Raw genomic sequence first — 25,217 nt, 5'->3', positions numbered from 1 at the left:
ATGAGAGAGCGGACGTTCTCATAGTTCAACGAGTAGTCCGGTCTTCCGCTGGCGGGTACTCTATTAGGCCGAAGGTTATAGAGTCCGAATGTATCGGCTACTACCCATCTAATCCCATTCCATTCTGTAACGTCAGGAGCAACCCACTTCCGTGCATAGGCCTCTGAAGTCCACACATCGAACTCCCGTAGCCGCTGCGCTTGCATGGTGGTTTGCCCTGCCACCACGAGAACAACGATGACGAATAGTCTCATGTACATTACGACCTCCGATTGAATAGATAGAATGGCCCGCCCCTATGCCGCTACGATGCAGCATAGAAAACGGACTCTTGTGAACGATCAGGATGAGCCCCCGCTTTCCCTGACCACACACGTCTACTGCACCCCAAACGTCAAGACCTGCCGTGTCTTGACAGGGTCTCTATCGTTTGACGACCATGCTTTGCCGCACGCCGGATTGTGCAACGCACCGTACGAGATAAGTACCCGATGCAACGCCGCTCATGTTGATCTGAAGTATCCCGCTCTCTGCTCCAGGCAGGTCCATGACCACTCGTCCGAGCATATCGATGAGTTCGGCAGTTGTTACCGGACTCTCGGCGTTGACCGTCAGAATATCGTTCGCCGGATTCGGGAAGACCTGCAATGGTGGTTGTGCGCCGGGCTGTGGCTCCGGTTCTACACTCGTTGTCCAGAACGGTTTCAAGAGGACCATATATGGCATTTCGTCGCCATCATTCTTATACCCCGCACCCCATAGTGTATCGGTCAAGCAGGCACCCCGTGAGAAGGACCATCCGCCAAGAAGCAGATACCCTTGGTATCCTGTGGCCCACTTTACTTGATCGTAGGTAAGGCCTAGAAGTGAAGAGATGAAGACTGGCTGATACTCGCGGTCGATGATCGCAAAACTGGCTTCCAGATGTGCGCCGCGTACACCCCGATAGTAGGCTGGCATGTACGGGAAACTATCCGGTGTCGAGCTTTCCTTAATTCTGTTGTTGTATGCCCAACGATAGTAGTGCCCATCTCCTGTCGGAACGAAGTTTGGGTAGAGAGGCCGGGTTTCCCACGGGGCCCATAGATAGCGCGGTCTCCCATCCAATCCGAACCGGAGAACGAAGGAGTGATTTCCCTTGGTCGTCGAGTCGTATCCGGGCACTCCGATCGCCGCCATGCGTGGGAATTGCGAGAATAGCCGACGGTAGTCCTGCTCGAACTGCATGAAGATTGTGCTGTCGTTTTCTTTTCTTAGCTGGAACATGTAGTCATCGCCTGTCGTCGAGATGAGCGTACTCCAGAGAAGAGTCCCCTCGGTCGAAAACCGGGTGAGCAGTGCTTCCCTGGCACCTTTCTGCTCCGTCATCCATGCGCCGGGTGTGACCGGAAGTAGGTACGGATCGACTTCGCTCATACCGACAATGACGCCGCCCTGTCCGTCGCAGGCAATCCCTCCCGGGTGGGAACCGACATAGACCGTGTCCATCGGATCCCGTCTATCGAGGCTCGACCAGTACGTTCCCCAGCGGAAGTGCTTCCCGTCGGTAGTAATGGAGGTGATCCCGATGTCATAGCGGCGCGGGAAATTGGGCTTTCTGTTCAGCAGGGAATCCGTGACGTCGAGATCATCGCTCGTTGTCGCATAGACGACGTAGATATTCCCATGCTCGTCAGTGGATACGAACGGATGTAGTTCGTCACCTGAACCACCAACCAAGGTACACCACTGCAAGCGACCATCTGGTCCCATCTTCATGACCAAGATGTCATTCAATCCTCGTGGAAATTCCTGATACGTTCCAGAGGAACGTGGGGGCCTTGTGATTGCAGTAATCACGGCTACCAAGTTGTTATCCCGGTCGAAGGTAATCTTTCCTTCTCCTTGCAACTCGTAGGTTCCACCGTACGTTGACCAGAGGATACGCCGATCCCGCGTCATTTTCGTCGTTCTGGCCACTCGCTGCGGGATCGAATCGTCGACCAGTTCCGGCGTAATGGGGATCGCGGGGAAGAACGGGGCGTAGCCCCATAGCCAGATGTTCCCTTCGTTGTCGAAATTCGCTCTGGCGTTTTCTTCCGCGTAGGTCGCGAACATGATCCGGGGATCGGAGATCATGACGGGGTCCAGAACCTGCACTTCCGTTTCCAGTCCAAGTAGCTGCTCACCATCCGTCGTCATACCCTGAAGACGCGGTGCGGCCACAGCGTCCCGCACACCGAGCGCACGACTGAGATCAAGCCCCTTCGTCGGTCCAATCGGCATTTCCTTCACCATACCACGAAGACCAAGCGACATGTGGCCATAGTTCGCACTGGCGACCAATGCGCCGCCGCCCGACGTGCCACGAATCACGAGACGGCGGTATGCCTTTACCTCGATACCATCAGGCCACTCGTCATTGTAGATGCGCACAGGGTAGTCGACCGCTTCTTCCGGTTCGATGCGCGTACCTGCTCTGTTCGTGAACGTCGTGAAGGTGGTTGCGGCACGGGTCGTATCCCACCTGCCACGGACACGGGCCCCGATACCGGACGTCGTCACCTGATACGTGGCGTCTGCCGTGCCCGTCACATACCGGACGCCCCCACCCTTCGACGGGTAGGCGATGAACACATCGCCCGGTTGTGCTACTGCGGACATGCCGCTGAACAAGAGCAGGCACGTCACTATGTATGGACAAACGGTATTTCGTATTCCTGACGCTATCATGGCGGTATTCCTTGTGACTATACGGTAGTTCATAACCCTCGCCTCCAACCTACGACATCAGGCAGTTCATCCCACCTTAGCAAAACCTTTACTGAAAACCTGCCTGTTCCCTCCATTCCGGCCCTGAACAAGAGAATGAGGCTGGTAACCAGCGACTTGTTACCACAGCCGGCCTTTACCGGATGAGCTTGACCGTATGAAAGGCGTCGCCAATACGAACGCGCACGACGTAGACCCCACGGGGATAGGCCCAGAGGTAGGAAGCCAGGTCGATACGGGTCGTACCAGCCGGGTGCTGCCGTGAGACCAGAAGTGATGATTCTCCTGTCACCCCAACGATATACGCAGAAACCAGCGCGGGTTCGGCGAGGGTGAGTTCCAGGGCGTCGCCCATCAGTCTGGCTGAGGACGTCGTCAGCGCAGGGGTATCGTCCTCATGAACAGATACTGCCGGATCGATGCTATAAAGGATAATGGCGCAACTATCCCACCCTCCGGTGGTACTGGTCCAGACACTGGACGTACCAAGAAGATCAGGCCAGCCGTCACCCGTTTGATCGTCGATGACGGTCGGATATCCATAGCCTGAATACTTGGGATCGTCCTCCGACACCTTCCATCTCGCAAACGGTTTATGGAGATTGTCGGCATAGCAGAGATACCTGTTCATGAAGATGACGGGCCGGTCCGTACCAAGACTGTAGCCCAGATTCTGAGTTGGGCCGACACCCATCACATACACGTCCTCCGGTAGCTGTTCGGCCAAGACGAAACGGCCCTTGGTAATGTCGAAGCGTTTGATGATGTATGGGGCCGAAGGAGCCTCCCGGTGGCTCATAATGAGCCATTCGCGTCTGGCCGCCGTATCCGTGATGCAGAACGCCTCTCCAAAATCCCCGTGGTCGGTAGACGAGAGAACCGAGCTATGGAGAGAATCGCGGGCCACCGCGTGGACCCACAGCCAGTTGTCGTACCTGACGATATTCAGGTCATAGATGATGAGCCATGAAATGTAGTCGTAGGAATCCTTTTCATACTGGATGAGACGCCACGTCCCTGCCATTGAGCGGAAGAAGGCCCTCACGTGCCGGTAGGTCCGGTACCCTACTTTCTCGATGTTGGCGACGCGCGCACAGCCTTTTCCAGCCTTCGGGCCGCCCATAACAATGCTCATCATTCTGCCGTTGTCGTACCGATGATCAAGGGTAACGGCGTCGAGGAAACCGTCGCCGTCAATATCGGCTGAAGGGCCGAGACGTTGGATACAACTGTCATACGCGATGGTATCGATGGGAACGAAGGACAAGGGCTGGTCCTTGCCACACTGCCAGACGACGCCGCGCTCGTTGATGTATTCGAGTGGCGGAATACCATCATAATCCAGTTCACGGATCGTGGTTGCGCCGTCGATGCCACGCCAGTCGAACAGATCCGTCGTGTCGAAGGGCCGGGTATTCCACAACACGTTGCCGCGCCCGTTCCGAATGGTCGTCGAGACGACGTTGATACCTTCTCGTCCGCCAACGTTCTTCAGGTATGTTATGCCTTCAGGTGGCTTTCCTTTGAGTAGCCACGTCTTGACCGGTCTGAGCATTCGTACCTGGGATGTATCGAATGGCTCTTGCCCGAAGAGTGGCGACAAGGTCGTAGCCAGGAGCCCAACACAGAATAACGTAGCCAACGTTCGCATAGACGCCTTCACAATGATAGAGGGTATTCACACCGTCCGCATTTGCCTTGAGTCAGTAGGATGCCGGTCAGGTGTAGAGACAGGCTCCTCGTGCGACAACCTGTGCAAGAGTACGCTTGAATATACCTTAGCAAAACCTTAACTACTCATTGTTCCTCGGCGGCAGTACCCGTCGTGTACTGCGGGCGTCCTTGCAGTCCAACATTCATACCCGTCGGCCCACACGGGCGAGGTTCCGATGTCATAGGTCCCTTGATGGGGTCCCGTGTGGGGCGACCGGGATGGGGTAGTGTTGTCAAACCCTGGGGGTACTGAAGCCATTCCATGATGACGAAGGCTGTCTCATCGAAGTCAATGCCCATGACCGTGATCCTTGTTCCGGAAGGTGTCCGCGTTGTGTTCGGTCGTACTGCCGGTATCGTGCAGGACCATCTGCAATGCTGCTTCGAGTGTGTCGGCACGCAGTTGTGCCGCTTCCAGTGTCTCATCCTCTCGGTGCCGCAATCGCCAGTCGACGGCACTGACCGTGACGCCGAAACGCTCGGCCAGACGTTTCCGTAGTCCTCGCGGCAGATAGGGGCGCCGGGTTGTTCGGCTGGATACCGGGTCAAGGTCTGATGGCTGTGACATTCTGTGATACCCTCTCTGCTATACGCCCGTGAATACAAGGCAGTACGCGAACGGCCGCACCACTATATTGTAGTACGACTGCTTACGTCGCATTCAAAGAGACACAAATGAGGACATCTATACTCATCTGTGGCTGTTTGTATACAATCGAGGACAATATAGTACGCTGTACTCTTCAGCGCAAGAAAAAAGTATGTCGAATCAGATACCCGAAAAGCTCAGAAAGTTCATCAACATGGCTTTCGATGGGAAGGCGGCAAGCTTGGCTACCGCACTCCATATCGATCGTACATTGGTATATCGGTGGCTGGATGGGAGAGAGATTCGGTCATCCGTGCTGGGGGCACTTCTGAAGCTGGGACTCAGTATCGACTGGCTTCTTGACGACGATAGCGTGGGTACCGCAGGGATGTTTGCCGATAATGAACAGGGACGGAAGCTTCGTGTGCAGTATTTTGAGACGGATGGGCAGTAGTAGCCATTGGGGGCTGTACAATGTCATCACAAATGGAGATTAGAGAATATGGACCATATCGACCGTGATTATCGCATTGTTTGTGGAGAAAAAGTTTTGCTCATTCGTGGCGCATCGGGCAACGTCACCCTGAGCCTTCCAGCGAAAATGACGGCTAACGATATGGTAAAAGCCTGGCTCAAAAAAGGAACGGCATCGGCATATTAAATCACGCTTACTTCGCGCCACCAGGCACAATCTTATGTGGTTGAGGGGATCGTCCGAACTGGGACGAAGGGTTTGTTTCCAGCCGATAATCCAGCCGATAATTATACTATTGAGATACACATTATTGGCCCTTGCGATGACAGCCGATGGCATGACCTTATCAATATTCTTACGGCCCAATAGCTCGATCTGGAGCGTTGCCCAATCCGGTATGATATGCTGCTGGAGAATCGAGCGCAGCATCCCATTGCAACTCGCATCCGCAATTCTAGCTATTAGGAAATAGATCCGGACCATGCTTTGAGTCAGGCATTCTATCAAGAAGCAGCTTGGTGTGATTCGTGATATAGATATCGTCATCCCACGTAGACAGCCCCGAATACGCACGCAGGATACCCATGTTCACCAATGCGTTGATATCACGAGCTGCAAGGCGCTGGGTCTGAAGATACTCTCTTGCCATTTCAGGATTCAGCATAACAATCTCTTCGCGTGTATACGGCACCCCAATCTTCAGGCTCAATGCGAGTTTACGACGTCGTTTCGTAGCCTCCGAAGTGGTCTTCTTATCGAACTGCTCATAGATGTAATGCGACCATGTGATGGTCGTCACGCAAACCTGTGCAACGGCCAACGTTTCTTTAATCTTGTCACAGAGCCCGCGCACAGCATACTTGATGAACGAACTAAGATCGTTGTTACGTCGAGCGACGTCGAATTGACGATAGTATTCGCTCCTCGTATCATTGTAGAAATTCGACAACAGCGTACAGGTAATGACCGGCATTCCTGCTCGAACAAGGATATAGAATTCCAATAGCCGCCCTGTCCTCCCATTACCATCGCCGAACGGGTGAATCCATTCAAGATACACGTGTGCTACGATTGCTTGGACAATGGCATCGTACCAATCGTTCTTGTATTCCGGGTAATGGAATTCGAGCCGCATCCAGTCACATAGGCGTTCGACAAGGTTGGCTACCTTACTATAGTCAGGCGCTCTATAGCTGCCTACATAGCGATTATCTTGTCTGAAACGACCCGGAATGCAATCGATGTGATCGCCAAGGTTCTTTGAAACCAATTGATGGAAAGTACAGATAAGATTAGGCGTGACAGGCAGTTCCTTCCCCGCGAGAATATCATCTATGATCGTATTCATCGCGTCGAGAATGTTGCGGACCTCGACACCTAGATACTCCTTGCTCACTGGTAAGGATATCTGTTGATCATACATTCTGTCAACATCTTCCTGTGTCAGAGTATTTCCTTCAATGGCGGTCGTTGCTAACGCCCCCTTTCGCAGGAATACAGATAGCAGGTGTTGATGTTCCTGTGGTAGCAGTGGCAGTTGAGTAAGAACACGGGCATAGGCTTCGCACTGACCAAGGAAACGTGCGGTTTCCTTGTCAATATCCCACCGTTTCGTGAATGAAAGATGGGGGAAGTCTTCGAGCGATACGGACATGATTGCGATCCCAATGGTAGCCGCAAATCTAGCATGTTGAGTGCCAATGTGCTAGTCGCTATTCTCTCGATAACTAACGTGTGATCACCGCAACCACTTGACTTCAATATTGGTTGCCATCATTGCTACTTTTCAGAATACTGGACATTCAACCGCCATTATTCACACCCTAGTTGTTCACAAGGGCCGTCTGCGCTGCCAGATGATGCCGCAGAAGGACGTGATCGATAGCCAGGAGTTCCGCAGCCGGTGGCATCTCATGCAGGAAGCGCAGCACGTGATCTTCCAGCGTATCATGAACGGAATCCGGCACGTCTACCGGCACCCATCCTGCATCAGGCACGTATGATTCAAGGTGGCCGAATTCTATCGTACGGCCATGACGACAGATGTTGACGCCAAAGAGTATCCGATGGGGCACCGGATCTCCATCGGAGTCGTAGGCCGTCGTCCCGACGGCATCACAGATACCGGATGCCTGGTCATCCGTGAGCGTGAGTGAATACTCCGTCCATTCATTCCAACGCCGGGTGGTATGGATGTTGGGATTCTCTTCCAGGATGCAAGCATGTCGTTCGGCAAGGACGGTGAGAATAAGCACGGTCGTTCCTCAAGGTTGGTTGTGTGTGGTGAAGTAGTTCGCAGGCTATGCGCGCCGCTGCAATTCTCGGATGACCGCGCGCAGGCGGGTGATCTCCCGCTGCGCCTCATCAAGTTCTTCATCACGCCTGTGTGACGCTCGAAGCGCATCAAGGAGGTCTTGTCTGGCTTTATCGTCACGGCGACGCTCGTCGGGCGTACGATCGCTTCGTCCATTCCGGTACCCGTCCGAGTACCCGAGCTCGTAGGCCCTTTGTGCGTTCTCTCTCACGATCGATTGATGCCGTGGTACGGGAATCGTGGGAGTCGTGTCGGCTGAGATGCCACCGCCGTACATGTCGGGAAGCGTCATGATCTTCGGGCTCTTGAATGACCAGTCCTCGAAGAGTAATCGCCGCTCGGCCTTGGGGAGCCAGTAGTCTTGCTCGCGGTGATACCCAGCGCTCACAAGCTCTTGTAGTATGGCGATCATGCCTGTCCATGATGCGGCGGACGCCGGACTACGCACGTGCATGACCCGTGTCCGGAGTGAGACGAGGCGCGTAGCCAATGACCGTATCAGTGACACATCCCCCGCGTCGTGCTGCGCTGCGAGCGCGTCTGCTTGCTCGTAGAACCGTTCCGCTTCGTGTATATCGTCCACTACCTAAGTCCTCACGAAGTGGGAAGATGCCCTTGAAGCTGCCAGCGACGCTTTGCCGGACACACGCAATGGGGTCGAACCATTCGGCCAGTTGCAGCCATTGCGCCGTCTGCGTGACCCGGTCGGGCCACTCATGCCACGTCAGCCACCGCCAGCGCAGATACCTGGCCCATTCACTGAGGAACGGGATCGTCGAGAGCGAGCGTGGGAGCATGTCGCCGTTCGGTGTCCAGTCGTCGGCTCCATCGCCATCGAGGGGCCGGAACGGGATGGTCACGGCTGGCGGCGGAGTATCCGATGGCAGGTGGGCCTCCGGCCAGGTGCGCGGCACGAGAACCAGCGTCAGGAGCCCGGAGCTGACCCAGCGCCGCAGCTCCCCGGCCGTCGCCATAGCCTGCAGGGCGGTCTGGACGGCCACCCTCCACCGCTTCGACGCAGATGCGTTGTCGCCAGGGTGCGGATCCTGTGCCGGTGGCGGAGATACCCCGCCGCCGGGCACCTGCCCCGCGATTCCCCCGCACCCCCTGGATTCAATCGGACGGTCTTCCTCTGGAGGAGGTAGAGACAGAGATAGATATAGAGTAGTGGGCAGGGGGGTGAGGCCCCCGGAATTGGAGGGGGCAGGGGGATGGGAGGTACCTTCCTGGTAGGTCCCTACCCCATACTGGGTAGGTAGAGAAGGGGTTTCATCTGAAGATAGGGTCATAGGCAGGGCGGTGCCTGGTTCATCATCGGACGAGTCCGGTGTTTCTGCCGCACGTTCCCACGGCGGAATGACGTCGGCGGCTGTTCGCGCCGAAGTAGGTGCCGGAGACTTCTCCCCCGGCCCCGTGGTCTGCTGGTCTCGTGGGGCAAGGTGCTGTGCGTGGGCTTCGCGCCACGCACGGTAGGCGCCGTTCTCGCACCCTGGAATGATCGACGGGTAGGCCGCATACTCTTCTTCGTCGCGCTGAAGTAATCGCTGCCAGTAGGTGAGTTTTGTGGCCGTATTGTCTCGCGGGATCCGGGGTATCCATAACAGGCTCTGGTCATAGACGATAAGCCCCGCATTCGTCAGATTCCGGAGGCAGTCCAGGACGCGGTCCTGGCCGATCCCGGTATGGAAGGTGATTTCCCTCTCGTCGATGCGATACAGGCCCGTCAAACTGACGCGCGGATTGTTGAGAAGAAAGAGGTAGAGAAGGCTTGCGTCAGGGAGAAGTCCGGCGCGGTACATCTCGTCATAGACATCGTGCCGTATTCTATATGCCTTATCAGCCATTGGTTGCAATCCGAGATGTTGGTGTGGCAGTAGCCGGAATCGAACCGGCGACGAGACGTTGTAGTACTCGTCGTGCGACCAGCAACTACTGCCAGGAGCCGCCCCCGCGCATTGCCCTGCGGCGGCGGCTCTGACATGGGACCACATAGCCCCGCATACACGGAGCTATACTACTGCGCTCCGCTGCCCATACCCGTTGGTCTGTTCGTCTGAGGACCGTCACGCTGTGCGAGTAGACCGATCAGAATCGGTGAATATCCCTTTTCATGTTCTCGCTTCATGGCGACCGTCACGGCGTGAATGAGGTCAGTAGCCTCGATGTTGTACTCGCCGCTTTCTCCGTTCTCACGCGTAATGCTGATGATGAAACGGAGAAGTGGCGCTCGGCCTGTGCGTTCGTAGTGCTTCCGGAACTCGCACGGCGATTCCTCTCGTCGTGGTGATTCCGAGGAATGGGGGTCATCATCCTGGATCATGGTCATGCTCCTTGTCCTTTACGCCATCCCGGCGCATCGTGTGAGAGTAGGCATTCCAAAAGGGATCGTGTCCCACCAGCGTGTACAGGGCTTCTGAGGCCCTGAGTGGAAGACGCTGTTTAGGGAACCAGACTTTGCTGACATATCCGCATGACCGTTCGACGTAACGTGAAAGGTCATAAGCCGATATACCAATGTGCGCTAGCATCTTGCGCAGTTGCCAGCCAGCGAGAACCGGAATGTCGACGTAGTCCGGCAGTAAGGCATCATCTCTTGGTTTCGTCACGGTACGCCTCATGTCTATTCGCGGGTGTTGTCACGATAATTCGTGATTGTTCAAGTCTATTCCGGATTGTTCCTGCGTATTCGCGGGGTCTGCACCCATTCCCATCGCAGGTGTGGCCTCATGATGCGGGAAGAGAGGCGAAGAAGTACCGATAGGAGGCACTTCAATGCCGTCATTCTGCATCGTTGCCATACTGTCGCCTGGGAAAGGGCTCTCCCCTGTCATCGAGGAGACATCCACCAGGACGCCGGCACCGATACCGAAGAGCGTTCTCTTCGCTTCCTGTGTCATGAGAATGAGTCCGGCATCCTCATGATGGACGACACTGTCAACCGGAACGAGCATGACCTGGCTGAGCTGTGTCAGTACGCTCCGTTGCTGATGTTCCGGCATGTACTCGAACCCCGGCGGAGTATGGTACTCCGGAAACACCACCTGGACGTGGAAGAAGCCAAGGCGTGGGACGTCTCTGGCAATCGCCGGATCGACGACGAGGAACAGATAGACGAAATAGCCAGGAGCGGATCGAGGAAGAACGAAGTCGCCATAGTGGATCGGGCGGGCTTCATGGCGTTCTTGTTCTGTGTGCTTGGCAATGTCGCTCATGGTCAATCACGGAAATGTGGTGAGAGATTGTTTGATACGCCGGGCATGTTCGGCAATGGAATTGGGCGTGCTCCGCATACCCGCGTTCTGCTGTTGCAGCGACGCGAGTGTGGTTGCCTGACCGAGCATGTATGCGCGGTGGGCAATGACGTCTTCACGGAACAGCCGGGCATCCCGTTCGTTGCCTGGGAATGGATAGGTGTATCGCAAGGTGCCGTCGTCCATGAGACGCGCGATGATCTCGACACTGACGCCGAGATACCTGGCAGCGAATGGACGGCTCCAGAGGGGTTCCTCTTCCGTGCATTGCCGTCTCATGGGCGTGACTCGTACGAGGGTGGTATAGGGTGACATCTCACCTGCCGATTACCATGTCTCATGCCATCTCCTTGTCATCGTCCGGAAGAGTGACGGCAACGCCGGATTGTGCGAGGGCAAGCCCGGCAGGGGCCGACATGTCGTACATCGGGCCTTCTCCCTTGAACAGCCAGTTCAGGTTGAACCCGAACGCCGTCAGAGTATAGAGAAGCTTGCAGGCCGGAAGCTGCTGGCCAGACCAATAGCGCCGTATCTGGAGCTGACTACGGCAACCCAATTCCACACAGGCGATCATTTCCGTTCCGAAATGGGCCAGACAGACCGCCTTCAAACGCCGTCCGAATGCCACCGGGTCAAACACAGGGTGATTGTGCCTGTATTTGTCCGGTGCGACAGGGAAAGAATCCATACGCAGTACGTTGAGCAAAAGTGATCAACAAGAAAAGTCGACAAATGCTGTTGCAAAATTTGGTTGCAGATTATGCGTGCAAATTTTGTAATCTTGTTTTGTCAGCAAAAATTACAAGCAATTTCTTGCTGCAAAACTTTAGGTCAAAACTAGTGCGCTTGCGTGACATCTGCAAATGCTCACGAAAAAGAAATTATTGAAGGAGGCGATACGGCATGGAGGGATTTGTTGAACGGCTACAGTTTGTTGTCGATCTCGGCTTCGATACTCAGCTTGAAGCCTGCTACCTACTCGGAATATCAGGTCCTGGTCAACTGAGACGGTACTTCCGGGGACTCGGAAGCCCTTCCTATGAAGTCCTGGCCAGCATACTGCGAAAGGGGTTTTCTGTTGACTGGCTGATGGAGGGACTGGGATCGATCTTCACACCCAACGAGAACGGCGAAACGATGCGGCGACGGTTTGCCGTACAGTATGTGCGTCAGAAGCGAAGCCTGAAGGAATGCCCTGAAGAGTTGCTGGGTCTTGTTCGTGCGGAAGAGAAGCGGGTACGTGAAGAAGAGGAAGGAAGCACTGCGTCGAAACCAACGACACGGTCCAGGTCCCGCAGTAAAGAATAATCCAAGAATAGAAGCAGGAACACCCGTATGGCAAAACAGCGGCGTACCCGGCGTATTGAAAGACTGCGAACGGACGGCGTTCATATTCGGACGGAGGAAGGTCCGGGGGACACCCGCCGATTGATTTGTCGCAAATGCTTGAGAATCGCTTTTCTGACACGACCGCAATGGTGCAGCCTTCCCGTCTGGAGAAAGGAATGTACGCGAAGCAACCGCCGTTACCTGATTTCCAAAGGCTTTAGAGTTGCCTTCGATCCCAAGGACGAGACGCTGCGGACAAGGGCAGAACGGCGAATGCTAGAGGAACTTGACCGTCGAAGGTTCGGAACGAAGGATCAGTCGTAGCAAGCGGCACAACGCACAGCACAATGGCAAAACGTACTCCAAAATCACATCCTGGTTCGATCTATGCGCCGAGAGGCACGCAGCGCCTGTACTTGAAGTACAAGGGCTTGCGTGTGGCGACCGGCCTCATAGACACGAAGCAGAATCGGAAGTTTGCCGAGCAATGGATATGGGATCTGTATCGCATTCACCACGGCATGAAGCCGGTCATGCTGCAACCGGACGGAACGATGCCACAGTTGGCAGACGTACATCAACCGGCGCAGATCGTCATCGTATCAGGGCAGGTACCGGGAGCGATACAAGGGCGACCGTTAAACCTGCAAGCAGGAGTATCAGCAGATGGACAGCTTGTCTACACCACCGTGCAGCACAGCGAGTCACAGAGCAATGTTGTAGCAGAACAGAATATTCTGCCTGCTGTACCTCCAAATGAGAACAAGGAGGTCACGACGCTTCAGTACACAGATGTTTGGACAGAGTATGAGTTGCATTTAGCGGCAAGAGACCTTGATGATAACACGCGAGACGACTATAAGTGGATCGTACCGAAAGTTATTGCGGACGATAAACGTACTATCTCTCGTATTGACATTGAACGACAGCTAGCAGCATGGAAACGGCGGGAATCACATCTCGGCAGTACATCCGTGAATCTCTACCTCAGGAACTTTGCGTCCTACTGTAATTTCTTGTGTGACAGGGAGCTACTTGATAGGGAGGTAAATCTTAAGCAGTTCCGCAAGAAGGGCAATAAACCCAAGAATGAAATATACCAAGACTATGAGTTTTCACGGGTCATCGAATACTTCAACACCCACGTACCAAAGAATGGCAAAGTGGGACCATATCGCCAGGTTTCACGCTTGCTCAGGTGGTTCCTTGCGTCAGGATTCCGCATTAAGGAGACACTACATCTCTATCGCAGTAATTTCAACCTACGCGATCGTCGCATTGAGGTTTATAACAAGAGAACAAAGGACACAGAGTATTTCCCTATTACTGATGAGATACTTACCATCCTGAATGAATTACCGAAGAATCAGCAAAAGTTGTTCACCTGGAAGTACTCGTCTACATCGGCCATCATGAGGATGATCAAGGCAGGATTTGAAGCCGTGGGATTGAAAGCTCGTCGGGGCTTCCACACGTTCCGGAAGACCTTTGCAGACCAGTTATATCAACACGAGGTCGATCTATTTGATCGTCAAAAACTATTGCGTCATCGCGACATCCGAACTACCGTGAACTCATACTCGTATACCGAGAATGGTCGGTTGGGAACGGTAATGGAGAAAGCAAATAAGAAAAAGAACCAGGCTGCCGTCAGGGCGGCTACAAAAGTTGATGCAGGAAAGAATCCAGCGCGTGGTAGCACACAGAGCAGGCGTACTACTGCCAGATCAACAGCACCACAGAGCAGACGCGCCCGTACAAGTACAGGTAGTAGCCGTAAGACGTCCAAAAGTAAGATAGACTGAGTACCAATGGCCATATGTGGCGGACTGGCTCATGGTATCTGATGCCTAACGAAGGTAGCAGCGCGATCACATCGTAGTAACACACATGCCAGGCGACGTATATGTCGCCACACATTACCTAGGTGTGATACCTCGTATTCGGAGAACGACGAAAGGTCAGGACCGTTCTCCATATCTCCATACTCACATTTTTTGTGTCAAAACACGGAGTAGCGCCCACATAACACTTGACCTGTTTTTGACCTAGATTTGACCAAAACAATGATGAACTATCCGGGACTATGACGATTATCGTGTTGTGAGTAGAACCAAGCCTACAACGCAAAAGCCGCATCCCATCAGGAATGCGGCTTGCAGACTGGAGCCGATTGCCAGACTTGAACTGGCGGCCTGCTGATTACAAATCAGCTGCTCTACCAGCTGAGCTAAATCGGCGTCTGATTCTGAAGCACGAAAATACGAAGCCCGCCGAATTTAGAACAGCTCCGGGAACATGGTTTCCTCGATCATCTCGCACCAGATGTGACCGATGAGGATGTGGGACTCCTGGATGCGGGCCGTGACCGGACTGGGAACGACGACCGATGCCGTGCACTGGCCGGCCAGTTTGCCCCCGGTTCCGCCGAGGAGGCCGATCGTGACGATGCCGCGCTTCGTGGCTTCGGCCGCCGCGTTCATGACGTTGGGCGAGTTGCCGCTGGTGCTGATGGCCACCAGGACGTCGCCTTCGTTGCCGTAGGCTTCCACACCGCGTGCGAAGACGTTCTCGAAGCCGATATCGTTGCCGCCGGCCGTCATGATGGAAGGGTCCACGGTCAATGCCAGAGCGGGAATGGCGGCCCTGTTGATGCTGCTGCGCAGGCGTACGACGAGTTCGGCGGCGAGATGTTGACTGTCCGCAGCGCTGCCACCGTTGCCGCAGAACATGATGAGCTTGCGATTCTTCGCGGCCGCGCCAAGGAGTTCGCCGCAACGGCGGATGTCGTCAGCGCACCCAGCCGCAAGCCGCTCCTTCGTTTCGATGGATTCGCGGATGGTGGCCGAGATGCGCGTGTTGTCGAATGGGATGGGCATGGGACAAAGATACGGTACGTCCGCTAGCTGGCATATCCCGGTGGCCTACGCCGGGCCTGGAGGATGTTCCGCGTCAGGACGCCACCGATGACGATGATGCCGCCTGCGATGGCTATGGGTGAAGGAGCTTCATGCAGCATGACGGCGACCCAGATAGGGTTGAGCAGGGGTTCGAGAACGGTGACGAGGACGGCTTCGAGGGCCGACACGTGGGCCATGGCCCAGGCATAGAGCAGATAGGAAATGCCGAGTTGTACGACGCCGAGCAGGAGCAGGTTGACGACGACGTCCGTATGCAGCGGAAACGGTTCGGCGAACGGCAGGCAGACGAGGGCGGAGAGGACGTTGCCGAAGAGGATGCTCTCGGTCGTGCTCACGCCGCGTTGTGCCCGCATGCAGAGGGCCACGAGGGCGAAGGCCACGCCACTCGCCACAGCGATGACGTTGCCGAGCATGTGACCGGGCGACACCCTGTCGAGAAAGAAGACGCCCATACCGACGACGACGGTCGCAACTGCCGCGACGTCGATCCGGGTGAGCCGCTCGCGTGTGATGGCGACGCTGAGAAGGGCGACCCAGATGGGAGCCGTATACTGGAGAAGGATGGCATTGGCTGCCGTCGTGAGCTTGGTGGCCGTCACGAAGAGGATGACGGTAGCCGTGTACGCGGCGATGCTGCCGATCTGCGCCGGTGTCCAGATCGGCTTCGGACGGCGGATCCAGAGCAGCATGACGACGGCGGCGATGGCGCTTCTCGTACCTGCAATCGTCATCGGTGTAAGTGGCAGGGACTTGATCAGCAGGCCTCCGGTGCTCCACAGTACGGCGGTGACGACGAGGGCGAGCAGGCCCCTGACGTGATCCTTGTCGTAACTCACCGCTGGAACTTCGCCCGGAGGGAACGCTTCGTCTGCATGTCGAGATCGACGGCCGGGCCGCCTGCATCCTGGATGATGCCCTTGGTGTCGATGATGATCTCCGATGCCGACTCCGTAGGAGGATATCGCTCGTCGAGCGGTACCGCATAGGATACGGTGATCGTGGCCGATGCCTTCTTCGGTTTGAAGATGCCCTGGTTGACGAAACGGATGCCGGATGCCGTGATACGGCTGGAGAACACGGCTGCCGGCTTTTGACCGGGTGTGGAGTCGATGCGGTCGTAGCGGACCGTACCCTTCAGGCCCTTGCGGGACAACTGGACCTCGGTATCGTCGAACGTACCGGCGATGGCCTTCGTATTGACCGACCATGTATCGCCCGGACGGATGGGCCTGGCCGTGCCGATGATACGTGCCGTACGCTCGCCGCCAGCACTGATGACGACGCTGGCGAGAATCGAGCTGATGGAGTCGTTGACCGGTCGTTTCTCCATGAAGAAGACATTGCCCGAATCGGAGAACCGCACGCGCAGTCTGGCACCGGTATGGAGAATGTCCTGGAAAGCACCGCCACGCTCCATGGTGAGGGAGCGGATGGTGATGAGTTTCTCTTTTTCCTGCCCGTCATCCGTGATGGCGGTGACTTCCATGTCGGCTGCGATCGCCACGGTGATCTTCTCCGTGGTCGTGTTGAGCTTCACGCCGTTCATCGATGCCTGGGAACGTACTTCCTGTACGTATGATGCCGTGTAGAGATAGGCATCCATCACCTTGATCTTGCGGGCAAGGTTGATGACGTCCGCTCGTGGTGTCTGGGCCAGGATTGGCAGTGTACCGAGGAAGACGAGGAGTGCGACGACGTGGCGCGACATGATCATCCGAAGAGTGTCGTTGGAGAATGGGCTGCAATGTAGGCCTTGGTGTCGAACTTCCGGGCGCAGCCCGCCGCATTCATGTACCTGACCGTTCCGAAGACAGGACGTTCGGGCCATGGTCTGTCGTGTACACCGCCGATGCTCCATGCGATACCGGCATAGCCATTGGGGTCTCTGCCGTCGAGTTCATACCTGTCATTGAGGGCGATGGCGATGTCCATCGCGGCTTCCGGCGAGGATGTCCATTCCAGGATCTTCTTGGCCCAGTACATGCGCATGTAGCCATGCATCTTTCCCGTCGTCACCATCTCCCTTTGAGCGGCATTCCATAGTTGGTCATGTGTGGCCGCATTGTCCCATGTTTCATAATCGTAGATGTGATCCCGTACATCATTCCGATGTGCGTCGAGCGTCGCCCGTGCCCACGGGTGGAAGGCATCGGTCGTATCGTAACGTGGTTCGTGGAACGTGAAGTTGTCCGCGAGCTCGCGGCGGACGATGAGTTCCTCGATAAACGATGCGCACGATTCCGACAATGACGGATCGGCTGCTGCCGCGGTTGCAGCGAGTGCCGCACGCTGCGGGGCGAGCTGTCCGAAGTGGAAATAGGAAGACAGCCCGGACTGTGCGGCCTTCGTCGGATCGTTGCGGTGAAGGGCATAGGATCCGAGACGTTCGATGAATCCGCCGAGCATCGCGTGGGCGGCCTTCTCGCCGGGTTGGATCCATACGACTTCGGTCACGGTTTCATCGACATGCAGCCGTTTCCGAAGCGAAGGCATGTCGAATTGCGCATGCGGACGGTTGCTCGTGAACGGATGTCGTACGATATCGGGGATATCGTGCAGGAATTCCGGAAGCAGCCTGTGGATCTTCGGACGCAGCGTAGCTGCCGCATACTCGCGTTTCTGCGAAACGTGCCAGCATGGTACGACGTTATGGGCGTCGACCTGATGGAAGGGTATGCCGAGACGTTCATTGACGTCGTTCAGCCACCGCTCCTTGATACGCAGCGGCTCGAAGTCCGTAACGATCAGACTCGGACCGATCTCGTCGATCCATGGGATCAGGGTTTCCTTCGGCGTTCCCGGAAGAACGTGGAATGGGATGTCGTAACGACCAAGATCGGCGGCCAGCTCTTCCAGGCCTCGCAGCATGAAGCCGTACTGTCTGATCGTCGCCTGGAGGAACGTCGGAACCAGACAGAAGACGACCAGCAAGGGAACCCTGCGCTCGATGGCTTCGGCCTGGGCGTGCAGCAGTGCCCAGTTGTCACGGCGACGGCGATCCCGGTTCATCCAATAGACGACGGGCCCTCCGTTCGGAGAGTCCCGTATGGTATTGAGCTGACGTATGCGGGCTGGATGGACCGTCAATGGTGGATGTCGATACCACCGCAGATGACGGTGCCCGTGATATAAAGTGTCGGGGCGACGATGTTCGGATCGAAGACCTGATTCGTGCGGTTATCGATACCACCGAGGAGGACCTTGCCCTGATTTATCACGTGCCAGCTCGGCGGCACCTTCAGGTCAATGCCACCACAGAAGCACGTGCAGTGGATCGTCGCTTCCTTCGTGATGGCGGCGCTGCGCAGGTCGACGTCGAGCCCACCACACATCGCCGACAGTGATCCACCCTTGAAATCATGAGAAACGTTCCGGATCGTATTGCCACTGAAGAAGGCCTCGCTGCTGACGGTATCCTCCGACGTCGCGTCGCCGTTCACGAAATCGAACATGCGCTCACGGACTTTTTTTTTTCGGCCGAGGAGCATGGATGTCCCTACGAGAATGAGGATGAGAGGCCAGAAGGCGCTCCAGAAGCCGCCCGGAAGGATTCCGAGCTTGCTCGCCTGCATCAGTGCGCCGACGACGAACAGGATGCCCGCGCCGAAGATCGATGCCGAACGTGTCGCTATCTGGATGATGGCGATGAGCATCAGGGCCGAGGGCCACCACGTGCCGAGAATCGAGCTGAAGTCGAAGATATCGAAGGCATCGAGCAACAGGCCTCCACCTAGGATGAGGAGAGTCAGTCCCATCCAGAACCGGAAGGGGAGTCCACCCTGCTGCCTGCCGAATTCGAAGCTCATGTTCGAATGAATGGTGGAGCGATCCTGTTCCATGAGAAGTCCTCGGACATAGTGGGGGATTGTGCGGGACTACGCTTCCGCGTATTCCGGTCTTGTCGACGAGTGCGTACGCACGAATTCGGCAATGGTTGCGACGACTTCGCGAAGCTGCTCTTCACGCAGTTCGGGGAAGATGGGCAGGGAGAGCACCGTCGCCGCAAGGCGATTGGATACGGGATAGGCCGCATCGTCCAGGCCGAGTCCGGCGAAGCATTCCTGACGATGGAAGGGGACGGGGTAGTAGACCTCCGTACCGATGCCGCGTTCCTGAAGGAAGGCGCGCAGTGCGTCACGGTCTTCGACGCGGATCGTATACTGGTTGTAGATATGATGATCCGGCGCGCCACCGTCGGCATTGAGGGCCTTGGGCAGCAGCACACGATTCCGTTCGTCGAATCGTGTATGGCCCGTTCCATCGCTCAGGCCGGCTTCGACGAAGAGTCTGTCGTAGATGGCTGCATTGCGTCTGCGACCTTCGTGCCATGAGGCCAGGTGGGGCAGTTTGACGTTCAGTACGGCGGACTGGATCGCATCGATGCGGAAGTTACCGCCTACGAAGGCATGGTAGTACCGTGGTTCCATCCCATGATTCCTGATCTGGCGCAGCTTGACGGCAAGGGCATCGTCGTTGGTCGTGATGAGGCCTGCGTCGCCGAAGGCGCCGAGGTTCTTCGTAGGATAGAAGGAGAAACATCCGATGAGGCCGATCGATCCCACGCGGCGTCCGTGCCTGTCCTGCGTACCGATCGCCTGGGCCGCATCCTCAACGATGGGAATGCCCGCTTCGGTGGCGATGGCCACGAGCGCGTCCATATCGGCACTCTGGCCGAACAGATGGACGGGGACGATGGCCCTGGTACGCGGCGTGATGGCCGCGCGTACGAGTACAGGATCGATATTGAAGGAGACCTCGTCAACGTCGACCATGACCGGTGTGGCGCCGAGGCGCGAGACGCAGCCCGCCGTGGCGAAGAACGAAAAGGTGGGGACGATCACTTCGTCGCCTGGACCGATGTTCAGGGCCATGAAGGCCATGAGGAGGGCGTCGGTACCGCTCGACACGCCGATGGCGTGGCGCACGCCCAGATAGTCCGCCGTGGCGCGTTCCAGTGCTTCCACCTCGGGTCCGAGAATCAGGGCCTGCGTCGATGCCACACGCAGCAGGGCGGCGTCGAGTTCAGACTTGAGGGATTGGTACTGTAATTTGAGGTCGAGCAAGGGAACCGGCATTGTGAACTCGGATGATGGAATGGAACGAACAAACTTACCAAAACGGTCACGACGAGAAGTATTGATCGGCATTGCCGGTGTGGCGGGTTTCGGGGCCATCGCGGCGATTCTCGCACATTACGTCCGGCCCGTCGTGGAGCGACATGCGAGGACCATCGATCTCGGTACGATCGACGAGGTCTTCGGTACCTCCCGTCGCCGCGCGTTGACGCTGTCGGGAGAACCCATCATCATCGTACGTGACGAAGGAGTGGACCTGCGGGCCTATTCGATGCGATGCACGCATGCCGGATGCCCGCTCGAACTCCGCGATAACGGTATACGGTGTTCGTGTCATGGCGGTGCATTCGATCTGCACGGCAAACCGGTGGCAGGGCCCCCCAAGCGCCCGCTGCCCTCCATTCCCGTCATGGTAAGTCAGCAGGGACGTGTACTCGTCCATCTCTCCCCACCCGGAGAGCGGTCATGAGCGACGGTATCGTACGTATCCTCGTGCCGGTCGTCGTTCTGCTCGTCGCCGTACAGATCGTGACCGGTATCCTGCTCGCGATGCACTATGTGCCGTCGGAACAGCCTGTGCTCACGTCGTCGGGTCTTCCGGGTACCATCGTGCATGCGGACCATGTGCTGATATGGCGGGCTTCGCCCGAAGCCTGGCCGGATACGCTCGCCATGCCGGGCGACCATGCCCTGGTGCCTGCGGGACGCACGGCCATCGTGCCCAGCGAGGCCGGTGCTTCCGTCGCATTGACCATACACCATCAGGTACCCGGCGGTGCCGTTCTGCGTACCATCCATCACGTCGTGACGCCCATTCTCGTCGTAGCGGCATTTCTGCTCGTCATCGTATGGATGTTCGGTAGGAGGGCCTTCCAGGGCGCATGGCGATGGTATGCCGTACTGGCGAGTCTGGTGCTGACCATGGCCGCGGCCTATAGTGGCCGGCTCCTTCCCGACGACGTCTATGCTGCTACGTCACGCGCGGTGGTCGGACATGCCATGGAGGAAGCCCCGTTCGGCGCCATCCTTTCCGTCGGTCTCGGTCTCGCGGGCACATTGGCCACATCCTATGCCATGCATGCCCTGGTGATACCGCTGTTCCTTTCCGCGATCGTCTGCCTGCTTCTGCGGTCTACCGTACGGTCATGGCGTCCTGCCTTCGTCATCGTGGTGGTGGTGACGCTGGCGGTGGCCCTGACGCCCGTGTCGTGGATGGCTCCCCGCGACGTCCTGCACGGAGCCAATGCCGGATACGAAGGGGGGCCGTGGTGGATCTTCGTCCCGTTCGAGGTTCTCGAAGACGTCGCAGGGGCCGAACTCGGAGGGTATCTCGTCATCATCGTGGCCGCCTTGCTCCTGTCCCTGCCGTTCCGGAAAAGAGCCGGGGCATGACGTACGGCGAGGGACCTTTTTGCATTTTTGCAAACTTGACCATTCGTTATTTCGTTTTCCAACTCACTCACAACCGAGGATACCATGCTCATCGGAGTGCCGAAAGAGATCAAGAACAATGAAAAGCGCGTGGCGCTGACGCCGGGTGGCGCCGAAGCGCTCATCGGCCATGGTCATAGCGTCGTCGTGGAAACGAATGCCGGTGTCGGCAGCGGCTTCTCCAACGACCAGTACATCGCCGCAGGCGCAACGATCATCGATACGGCCGCCGAAGTGTTCGCCAAGGCCGACATGATCATGAAGGTCAAGGAACCGATCGCACAGGAATACGGACTGATCAAGTCCGGGCAGACGCTGTTCACGTACTTCCACTTCGCCGCTTCGCGCGAGCTGACCGAAGCGATGGTCAAGAGTGGCGCTACGTGTATCGCCTATGAAACGGTACAGAAGATTGACGGTTCGCTGCCCCTCCTGATTCCGATGTCGGAAGTCGCCGGCCGTATGGCTCCGCAGGAAGGTGCCAAGTACCTCGAGCATCCGATGGGCGGCCGCGGTGTGCTGCTCGGCGGTGTGCCGGGGACGAAGCCTGCGAACGTCCTCGTACTCGGCGGTGGTATCGTCGGTATCAACGCTGCGAAGATCGCAGCCGGCTTTGGCGCGAACGTCACCATCTTCGATACGAACCTCTATCGTCTCCGCTACCTCGATGACGTGATGCCGAAGAACGTGCAGACGCAGATGAGCACGAAGGGCAACATCCGTGCGGCACTGCCCGATGCCGATCTCGTGATCGGTGGCGTTCTGATTCCGGGTGCCAAGGCTCCGTCTCTCATCACGCGCGACATGCTGAAGTTCATGAAGGAAGGGTCCGTCATCGTCGACGTCGCCGTCGACCAGGGTGGCTGCGTCGAGACGACCAAGCCGACGACGCACCAGGAGCCCACGTATGTGGTCGATGGTGTCGTGCACTACTGCGTGGCCAACATGCCTGGCGCCGTACCGTATACGTCGACCGTCGCTCTGACCAACGCTACGCTTCCCTACGCCATCCAACTGGCCAATCAGGGTTGGAAGGAAGCTTGCAAGGCCAATCACGAACTCGCTCTCGGCGTCAACGTCGTCGATGGCAAGATCGTCTACGACGCCGTTGCGGAAGCCTTCGGCATGGAATTCACGCCGCTCTTCCTGTAAGATCACCCGACGACGATATCAGGGGCCTGTTCCGCGAGGAGCAGGCCCTTTCCGTTGTCGGGTTCAGGTCGTGGCCGTGATCGTTGCCGTACGGTCAATCCGCATCATGACGATGGTGCCGATGGTGGCCACGATGCCGCAGAAGACGAGGTTTGCCGTCGTGAAGCCGAGTACATACAGGGCGCCGACGAATTGGGCCGCGATGATGGCGTAGAGGATCCTGGCGATCTGCAGACGATGGAGATACGTGATGGCCCATGCGCCGAGAGGGGCGAATACGGCCGCAACCGGAATGGCGGCCATCCAGTACGACCATTCGAGCGGACCGAAGTCCTGCTTCACGACGGAGTGCAGGAGGAAGCCCGCTACCGTGAGGATGGACATGAGTACGACGGATGTGGGGGTCGCGACCTTTTCGTTCATGCCATACCACAGTGTCAGCACGCAGAAGGTGAAGATATCGATACCGTTGCCGAAGATGGCGGTGATGATGCCGCCGCCGAAGCCAACGAGTATCAGTATGACCCGGCCTCGCCGGGCGATACCGGATAAATGATCGCGGACGTGTCGCGAAGCCTGTCTGTTGGCCAGCCACAGTCCGATTCCGAAGGCCAGCCATAGCGATACGAAGAACAACTTCGTTTGCACCGCGTTCAACAGCGGTACGACGAAATAGGTGCCCAGAACGAGGCCAACGATGCCGCCGATGGACGGATAGACGATGGCCTTCCATTCGATCCGGATCTTCCTGCCGATGATCAGCATGGAGGCGGATACCATACCGACGCTCTGTATCGCGAACGAGAAGTTGCGCGCTGAATCGGGTGGAATCTTCAGCAGAAGGGTGAAGACCGGATAGGCAATGGCCCCACCTCCCTCGGCGCTCGCTCCGGCGATGAAGGAACCGAACATCATCGTCAGTGCCGACGGCCAGTAGTTCAGAAGGACATGCCATGAGTCCAGCAATGTCAGGGTCAATGCCCATGCCGCGAACACGCAGCAGGCATAGATCAGATAGAGGCGCATCGTGATTCCGTTATTCGCCGTGGAGGATCTGCTTGAGGAAATTCACGATCGTGTTCTGATTGGTGATGATCGTATGCTGGTTGCTGATGATCTCGTCCTGTTTGTCCGTCACTCCGACTACGTGGGTCGTGGTCAGCCGATGGCTTTCGATGATGATACGCTGATTTTCCGAAAGAATCTGCTGCGCAACTTCCGCACGTTCGGTGCTCGACAGCAGCTTCAACTGGACGTCGGCCAGCATGCGTTGCGTATCGGTAAGCATGGACAAGCATTGCGAGATGGTCATGTCCGGATCGGCCGCCGTGCCCTGCGGTGCGATCTTCCTGGTCGATTTCGATGTCGCCATACCTTAACTCTCCACTGTATCTGACCGAATACAATACAGGTGTGCCCCCAGGCCATCGCCGTGGAGCAATGATCCCATAAATTACTTCTTCGTCTTCATCCGCTGGCGTGCCATCGCGATGTCCGTCATATTGATGAGCTCTTCGAGTTCCATACGTATCGTCTGGGGAACCTTACTTCTCGTCGTACTCGTCGTTTTCATCAGGCGTCCGACATGCTGAAGACTATAGCTAATACCGAACAGGCGCTTGATCATCATCTGCATCAGTTGTCGGGTCCAGCAGTCGCCCTGTAGTCCGAACACCGTCGGTGAATCCAGTTGCATCGCACCGATGAGTTTCTTGTGGCGTTCCGTGAGTTGCGAGGTAGCACCCGGTGCCTTGCGTGAAGCGAGCGCATTCCTGCCGCCATCCCGTATCACCTTCGTCCACTGGCTCACGGCCGCCTTGCTCACCCCGAGTGCTGCCGCGATGTCGGTTGCCCGCCAACCTCGCTGCATCAGCTCGTATGCTCGCAGTCTGCGATGTTCCAGGATCGTTCGTGAAATAGGCATCGCACTAAGTTAAGGAATCAACGTGCTTCGTCCGTTCGATTTGTTTGTAAACAGTGCGGGTGTGCGATATCGTTGTAGCATTGTCAACAACGGTATTATTGCAAAGTGGGCTTGGAGCGGGGTCGAGAGACTTGGGACGAAGTCCTTTACTATGGCCATCGAGGCCAATTCCTGGAGCCATTCCCGATGCACCGTCGTCCGCGAATGCGGAAACCAGCCGAATAGACGTTAGCCGACGTCTACAACCACCAATGCGGCGTGTGGCGCGCGAGAACCGTATCTTTGCGGTTCG

Annotated in this window: 27 protein-coding genes and 1 tRNA gene; 7 read left to right on the top strand and 21 right to left on the bottom strand. The window is 56.7% G+C overall.

Annotated features, from left to right (window positions below):
* Positions 1 to 423: 423 nt before the first annotated feature.
* Complete coding sequence (locus BGO89_06745) at positions 424 to 2,643, bottom strand: hypothetical protein (protein ID OJX57663.1); 2,220 nt, start codon at positions 2,641 to 2,643, stop codon at positions 424 to 426.
* A gap of 244 nt (positions 2,644 to 2,887) precedes the next feature.
* The gene (locus BGO89_06740) at positions 2,888 to 4,306 is read right to left on the bottom strand and encodes a hypothetical protein (protein OJX57662.1); all 1,419 of its coding nucleotides are present in this window, start codon (positions 4,304 to 4,306) and stop codon (positions 2,888 to 2,890) included.
* A 450-nt stretch (positions 4,307 to 4,756) separates the two neighbouring features.
* Between BGO89_06740 and BGO89_06735 the strand changes: the two genes are divergently transcribed.
* Together BGO89_06735 and BGO89_06730 are read left to right on the top strand one after the other, a co-directional pair.
* Positions 4,757 to 4,963, top strand: coding sequence for a hypothetical protein (locus BGO89_06735; GenBank protein OJX57661.1), 207 nt, complete (start codon positions 4,757 to 4,759; stop codon positions 4,961 to 4,963).
* Positions 4,964 to 5,225: 262 nt separating this feature from the next.
* On the top strand, positions 5,226 to 5,507 hold the full coding sequence (locus BGO89_06730; GenBank protein OJX57660.1) for a hypothetical protein: 282 nt from the start codon (positions 5,226 to 5,228) through the stop codon (positions 5,505 to 5,507).
* A 39-nt stretch (positions 5,508 to 5,546) separates the two neighbouring features.
* Here BGO89_06730 and BGO89_06725 read toward each other — a convergent pair whose 3' ends face one another.
* The 9 genes from BGO89_06725 to BGO89_06685 form a co-directional block, all read right to left on the bottom strand.
* Positions 5,547 to 6,011 carry a hypothetical protein gene (locus tag BGO89_06725; protein ID OJX57659.1) on the bottom strand — a complete coding sequence of 155 codons (465 nt, stop codon included), beginning with the start codon at positions 6,009 to 6,011 and terminating at the stop codon, positions 5,547 to 5,549.
* Entirely contained in the window at positions 5,983 to 6,975 is a 993-nt protein-coding gene (locus tag BGO89_06720) for a hypothetical protein (protein OJX57857.1), read from the bottom strand. Before BGO89_06720 ends, BGO89_06725 begins: the two co-directional genes overlap by 29 nt.
* A 376-nt stretch (positions 6,976 to 7,351) precedes the next feature.
* Positions 7,352 to 7,783 (bottom strand): hypothetical protein, encoded by a 432-nt coding sequence (locus tag BGO89_06715; GenBank protein OJX57658.1) that lies wholly within the window; start codon positions 7,781 to 7,783, stop codon positions 7,352 to 7,354.
* 45 nt (positions 7,784 to 7,828) lie between these two features.
* Entirely contained in the window at positions 7,829 to 8,254 is a 426-nt protein-coding gene (locus BGO89_06710) for a hypothetical protein (GenBank protein ID OJX57657.1), read from the bottom strand.
* 28 nt (positions 8,255 to 8,282) lie between these two features.
* Positions 8,283 to 9,686: a hypothetical protein gene (locus tag BGO89_06705; protein ID OJX57656.1), complete on the bottom strand. Its 1,404-nt coding sequence runs from the start codon at positions 9,684 to 9,686 to the stop codon at positions 8,283 to 8,285.
* Positions 9,687 to 9,856: 170 nt separating this feature from the next.
* A complete protein-coding gene (locus BGO89_06700) occupies positions 9,857 to 10,162 on the bottom strand; it encodes a hypothetical protein (protein ID OJX57655.1) in 306 nt (101 codons plus the stop codon).
* A 316-nt stretch (positions 10,163 to 10,478) separates the two neighbouring features.
* On the bottom strand, positions 10,479 to 11,054 hold the full coding sequence (locus tag BGO89_06695) for a hypothetical protein (GenBank protein OJX57654.1): 576 nt from the start codon (positions 11,052 to 11,054) through the stop codon (positions 10,479 to 10,481).
* Positions 11,055 to 11,060: 6 nt separating this feature from the next.
* Entirely contained in the window at positions 11,061 to 11,408 is a 348-nt protein-coding gene (locus BGO89_06690) for a hypothetical protein (GenBank protein OJX57653.1), read from the bottom strand.
* Between the two features lie 22 nt (positions 11,409 to 11,430).
* Entirely contained in the window at positions 11,431 to 11,781 is a 351-nt protein-coding gene (locus BGO89_06685; GenBank protein ID OJX57652.1) for a hypothetical protein, read from the bottom strand.
* A 215-nt stretch (positions 11,782 to 11,996) separates the two neighbouring features.
* Here BGO89_06685 and BGO89_06680 point away from each other — a divergent pair, with 215 nt between their 5' ends.
* Together BGO89_06680 and BGO89_06675 are read left to right on the top strand one after the other, a co-directional pair.
* Positions 11,997 to 12,401: a hypothetical protein gene (locus BGO89_06680; protein OJX57651.1), complete on the top strand. Its 405-nt coding sequence runs from the start codon at positions 11,997 to 11,999 to the stop codon at positions 12,399 to 12,401.
* Between the two features lie 437 nt (positions 12,402 to 12,838).
* The gene (locus tag BGO89_06675; protein ID OJX57650.1) at positions 12,839 to 14,227 is read left to right on the top strand and encodes a hypothetical protein; all 1,389 of its coding nucleotides are present in this window, start codon (positions 12,839 to 12,841) and stop codon (positions 14,225 to 14,227) included.
* A 359-nt stretch (positions 14,228 to 14,586) separates the two neighbouring features.
* Here BGO89_06675 and BGO89_06670 read toward each other — a convergent pair.
* The 7 genes from BGO89_06670 to BGO89_06640 form a co-directional block, all read right to left on the bottom strand.
* Positions 14,587 to 14,662: transfer RNA gene (locus BGO89_06670), tRNA-Thr, on the bottom strand.
* A 39-nt stretch (positions 14,663 to 14,701) separates the two neighbouring features.
* Positions 14,702 to 15,301 carry a phosphoheptose isomerase gene (locus BGO89_06665; protein OJX57649.1) on the bottom strand — a complete coding sequence of 200 codons (600 nt, stop codon included), beginning with the start codon at positions 15,299 to 15,301 and terminating at the stop codon, positions 14,702 to 14,704.
* Between the two features lie 23 nt (positions 15,302 to 15,324).
* On the bottom strand, positions 15,325 to 16,179 hold the full coding sequence (locus BGO89_06660; GenBank protein ID OJX57648.1) for a hypothetical protein: 855 nt from the start codon (positions 16,177 to 16,179) through the stop codon (positions 15,325 to 15,327).
* A complete protein-coding gene (locus BGO89_06655) occupies positions 16,176 to 17,057 on the bottom strand; it encodes a hypothetical protein (GenBank protein ID OJX57647.1) in 882 nt (293 codons plus the stop codon). The genes BGO89_06660 and BGO89_06655 overlap by 4 nt, the downstream gene beginning before the upstream one ends.
* Positions 17,054 to 18,430: a deoxyribodipyrimidine photolyase gene (locus BGO89_06650; protein OJX57646.1), complete on the bottom strand. Its 1,377-nt coding sequence runs from the start codon at positions 18,428 to 18,430 to the stop codon at positions 17,054 to 17,056. The genes BGO89_06655 and BGO89_06650 overlap by 4 nt, the downstream gene beginning before the upstream one ends.
* Complete coding sequence (locus BGO89_06645; protein OJX57645.1) at positions 18,427 to 19,182, bottom strand: hypothetical protein; 756 nt, start codon at positions 19,180 to 19,182, stop codon at positions 18,427 to 18,429. The genes BGO89_06650 and BGO89_06645 overlap by 4 nt, the downstream gene beginning before the upstream one ends.
* A 36-nt stretch (positions 19,183 to 19,218) precedes the next feature.
* A complete protein-coding gene (locus BGO89_06640; protein OJX57644.1) occupies positions 19,219 to 20,418 on the bottom strand; it encodes a transcriptional regulator in 1,200 nt (399 codons plus the stop codon).
* A gap of 61 nt (positions 20,419 to 20,479) precedes the next feature.
* On the opposite strand from BGO89_06640, the gene BGO89_06635 reads away from it, so the two are divergent.
* From BGO89_06635 to BGO89_06625, 3 genes are all read left to right on the top strand, one after another.
* Positions 20,480 to 20,887, top strand: coding sequence for a hypothetical protein (locus tag BGO89_06635; GenBank protein ID OJX57643.1), 408 nt, complete (start codon positions 20,480 to 20,482; stop codon positions 20,885 to 20,887).
* Positions 20,884 to 21,810, top strand: coding sequence for a hypothetical protein (locus BGO89_06630; protein OJX57642.1), 927 nt, complete (start codon positions 20,884 to 20,886; stop codon positions 21,808 to 21,810). Before BGO89_06635 ends, BGO89_06630 begins: the two co-directional genes overlap by 4 nt.
* A gap of 84 nt (positions 21,811 to 21,894) precedes the next feature.
* A complete protein-coding gene (locus BGO89_06625; protein OJX57641.1) occupies positions 21,895 to 23,001 on the top strand; it encodes an alanine dehydrogenase in 1,107 nt (368 codons plus the stop codon).
* A gap of 63 nt (positions 23,002 to 23,064) precedes the next feature.
* On the opposite strand, the gene BGO89_06620 is transcribed toward BGO89_06625, so the two are convergent.
* The 3 genes from BGO89_06620 to BGO89_06610 all read right to left on the bottom strand — a co-directional run bounded on the left by BGO89_06620 (position 23,065) and on the right by BGO89_06610 (position 24,871).
* Entirely contained in the window at positions 23,065 to 24,027 is a 963-nt protein-coding gene (locus BGO89_06620; protein ID OJX57640.1) for a hypothetical protein, read from the bottom strand.
* Positions 24,028 to 24,037: 10 nt separating this feature from the next.
* The gene (locus tag BGO89_06615) at positions 24,038 to 24,373 is read right to left on the bottom strand and encodes a hypothetical protein (GenBank protein ID OJX57639.1); all 336 of its coding nucleotides are present in this window, start codon (positions 24,371 to 24,373) and stop codon (positions 24,038 to 24,040) included.
* Positions 24,374 to 24,454: 81 nt separating this feature from the next.
* Entirely contained in the window at positions 24,455 to 24,871 is a 417-nt protein-coding gene (locus BGO89_06610; GenBank protein OJX57638.1) for a hypothetical protein, read from the bottom strand.
* Between the last annotated feature and the right edge of the window lie 346 nt (positions 24,872 to 25,217).

It is taken from the genome of Candidatus Kapaibacterium thiocyanatum (genome assembly GCA_001899175.1).
GTDB lineage: Bacteria > Bacteroidota > Ignavibacteria > Kapaibacteriales > Kapaibacteriaceae > Kapaibacterium > Kapaibacterium thiocyanatum.
This window is presented reverse-complemented; position numbering and strand designations above follow the sequence as displayed.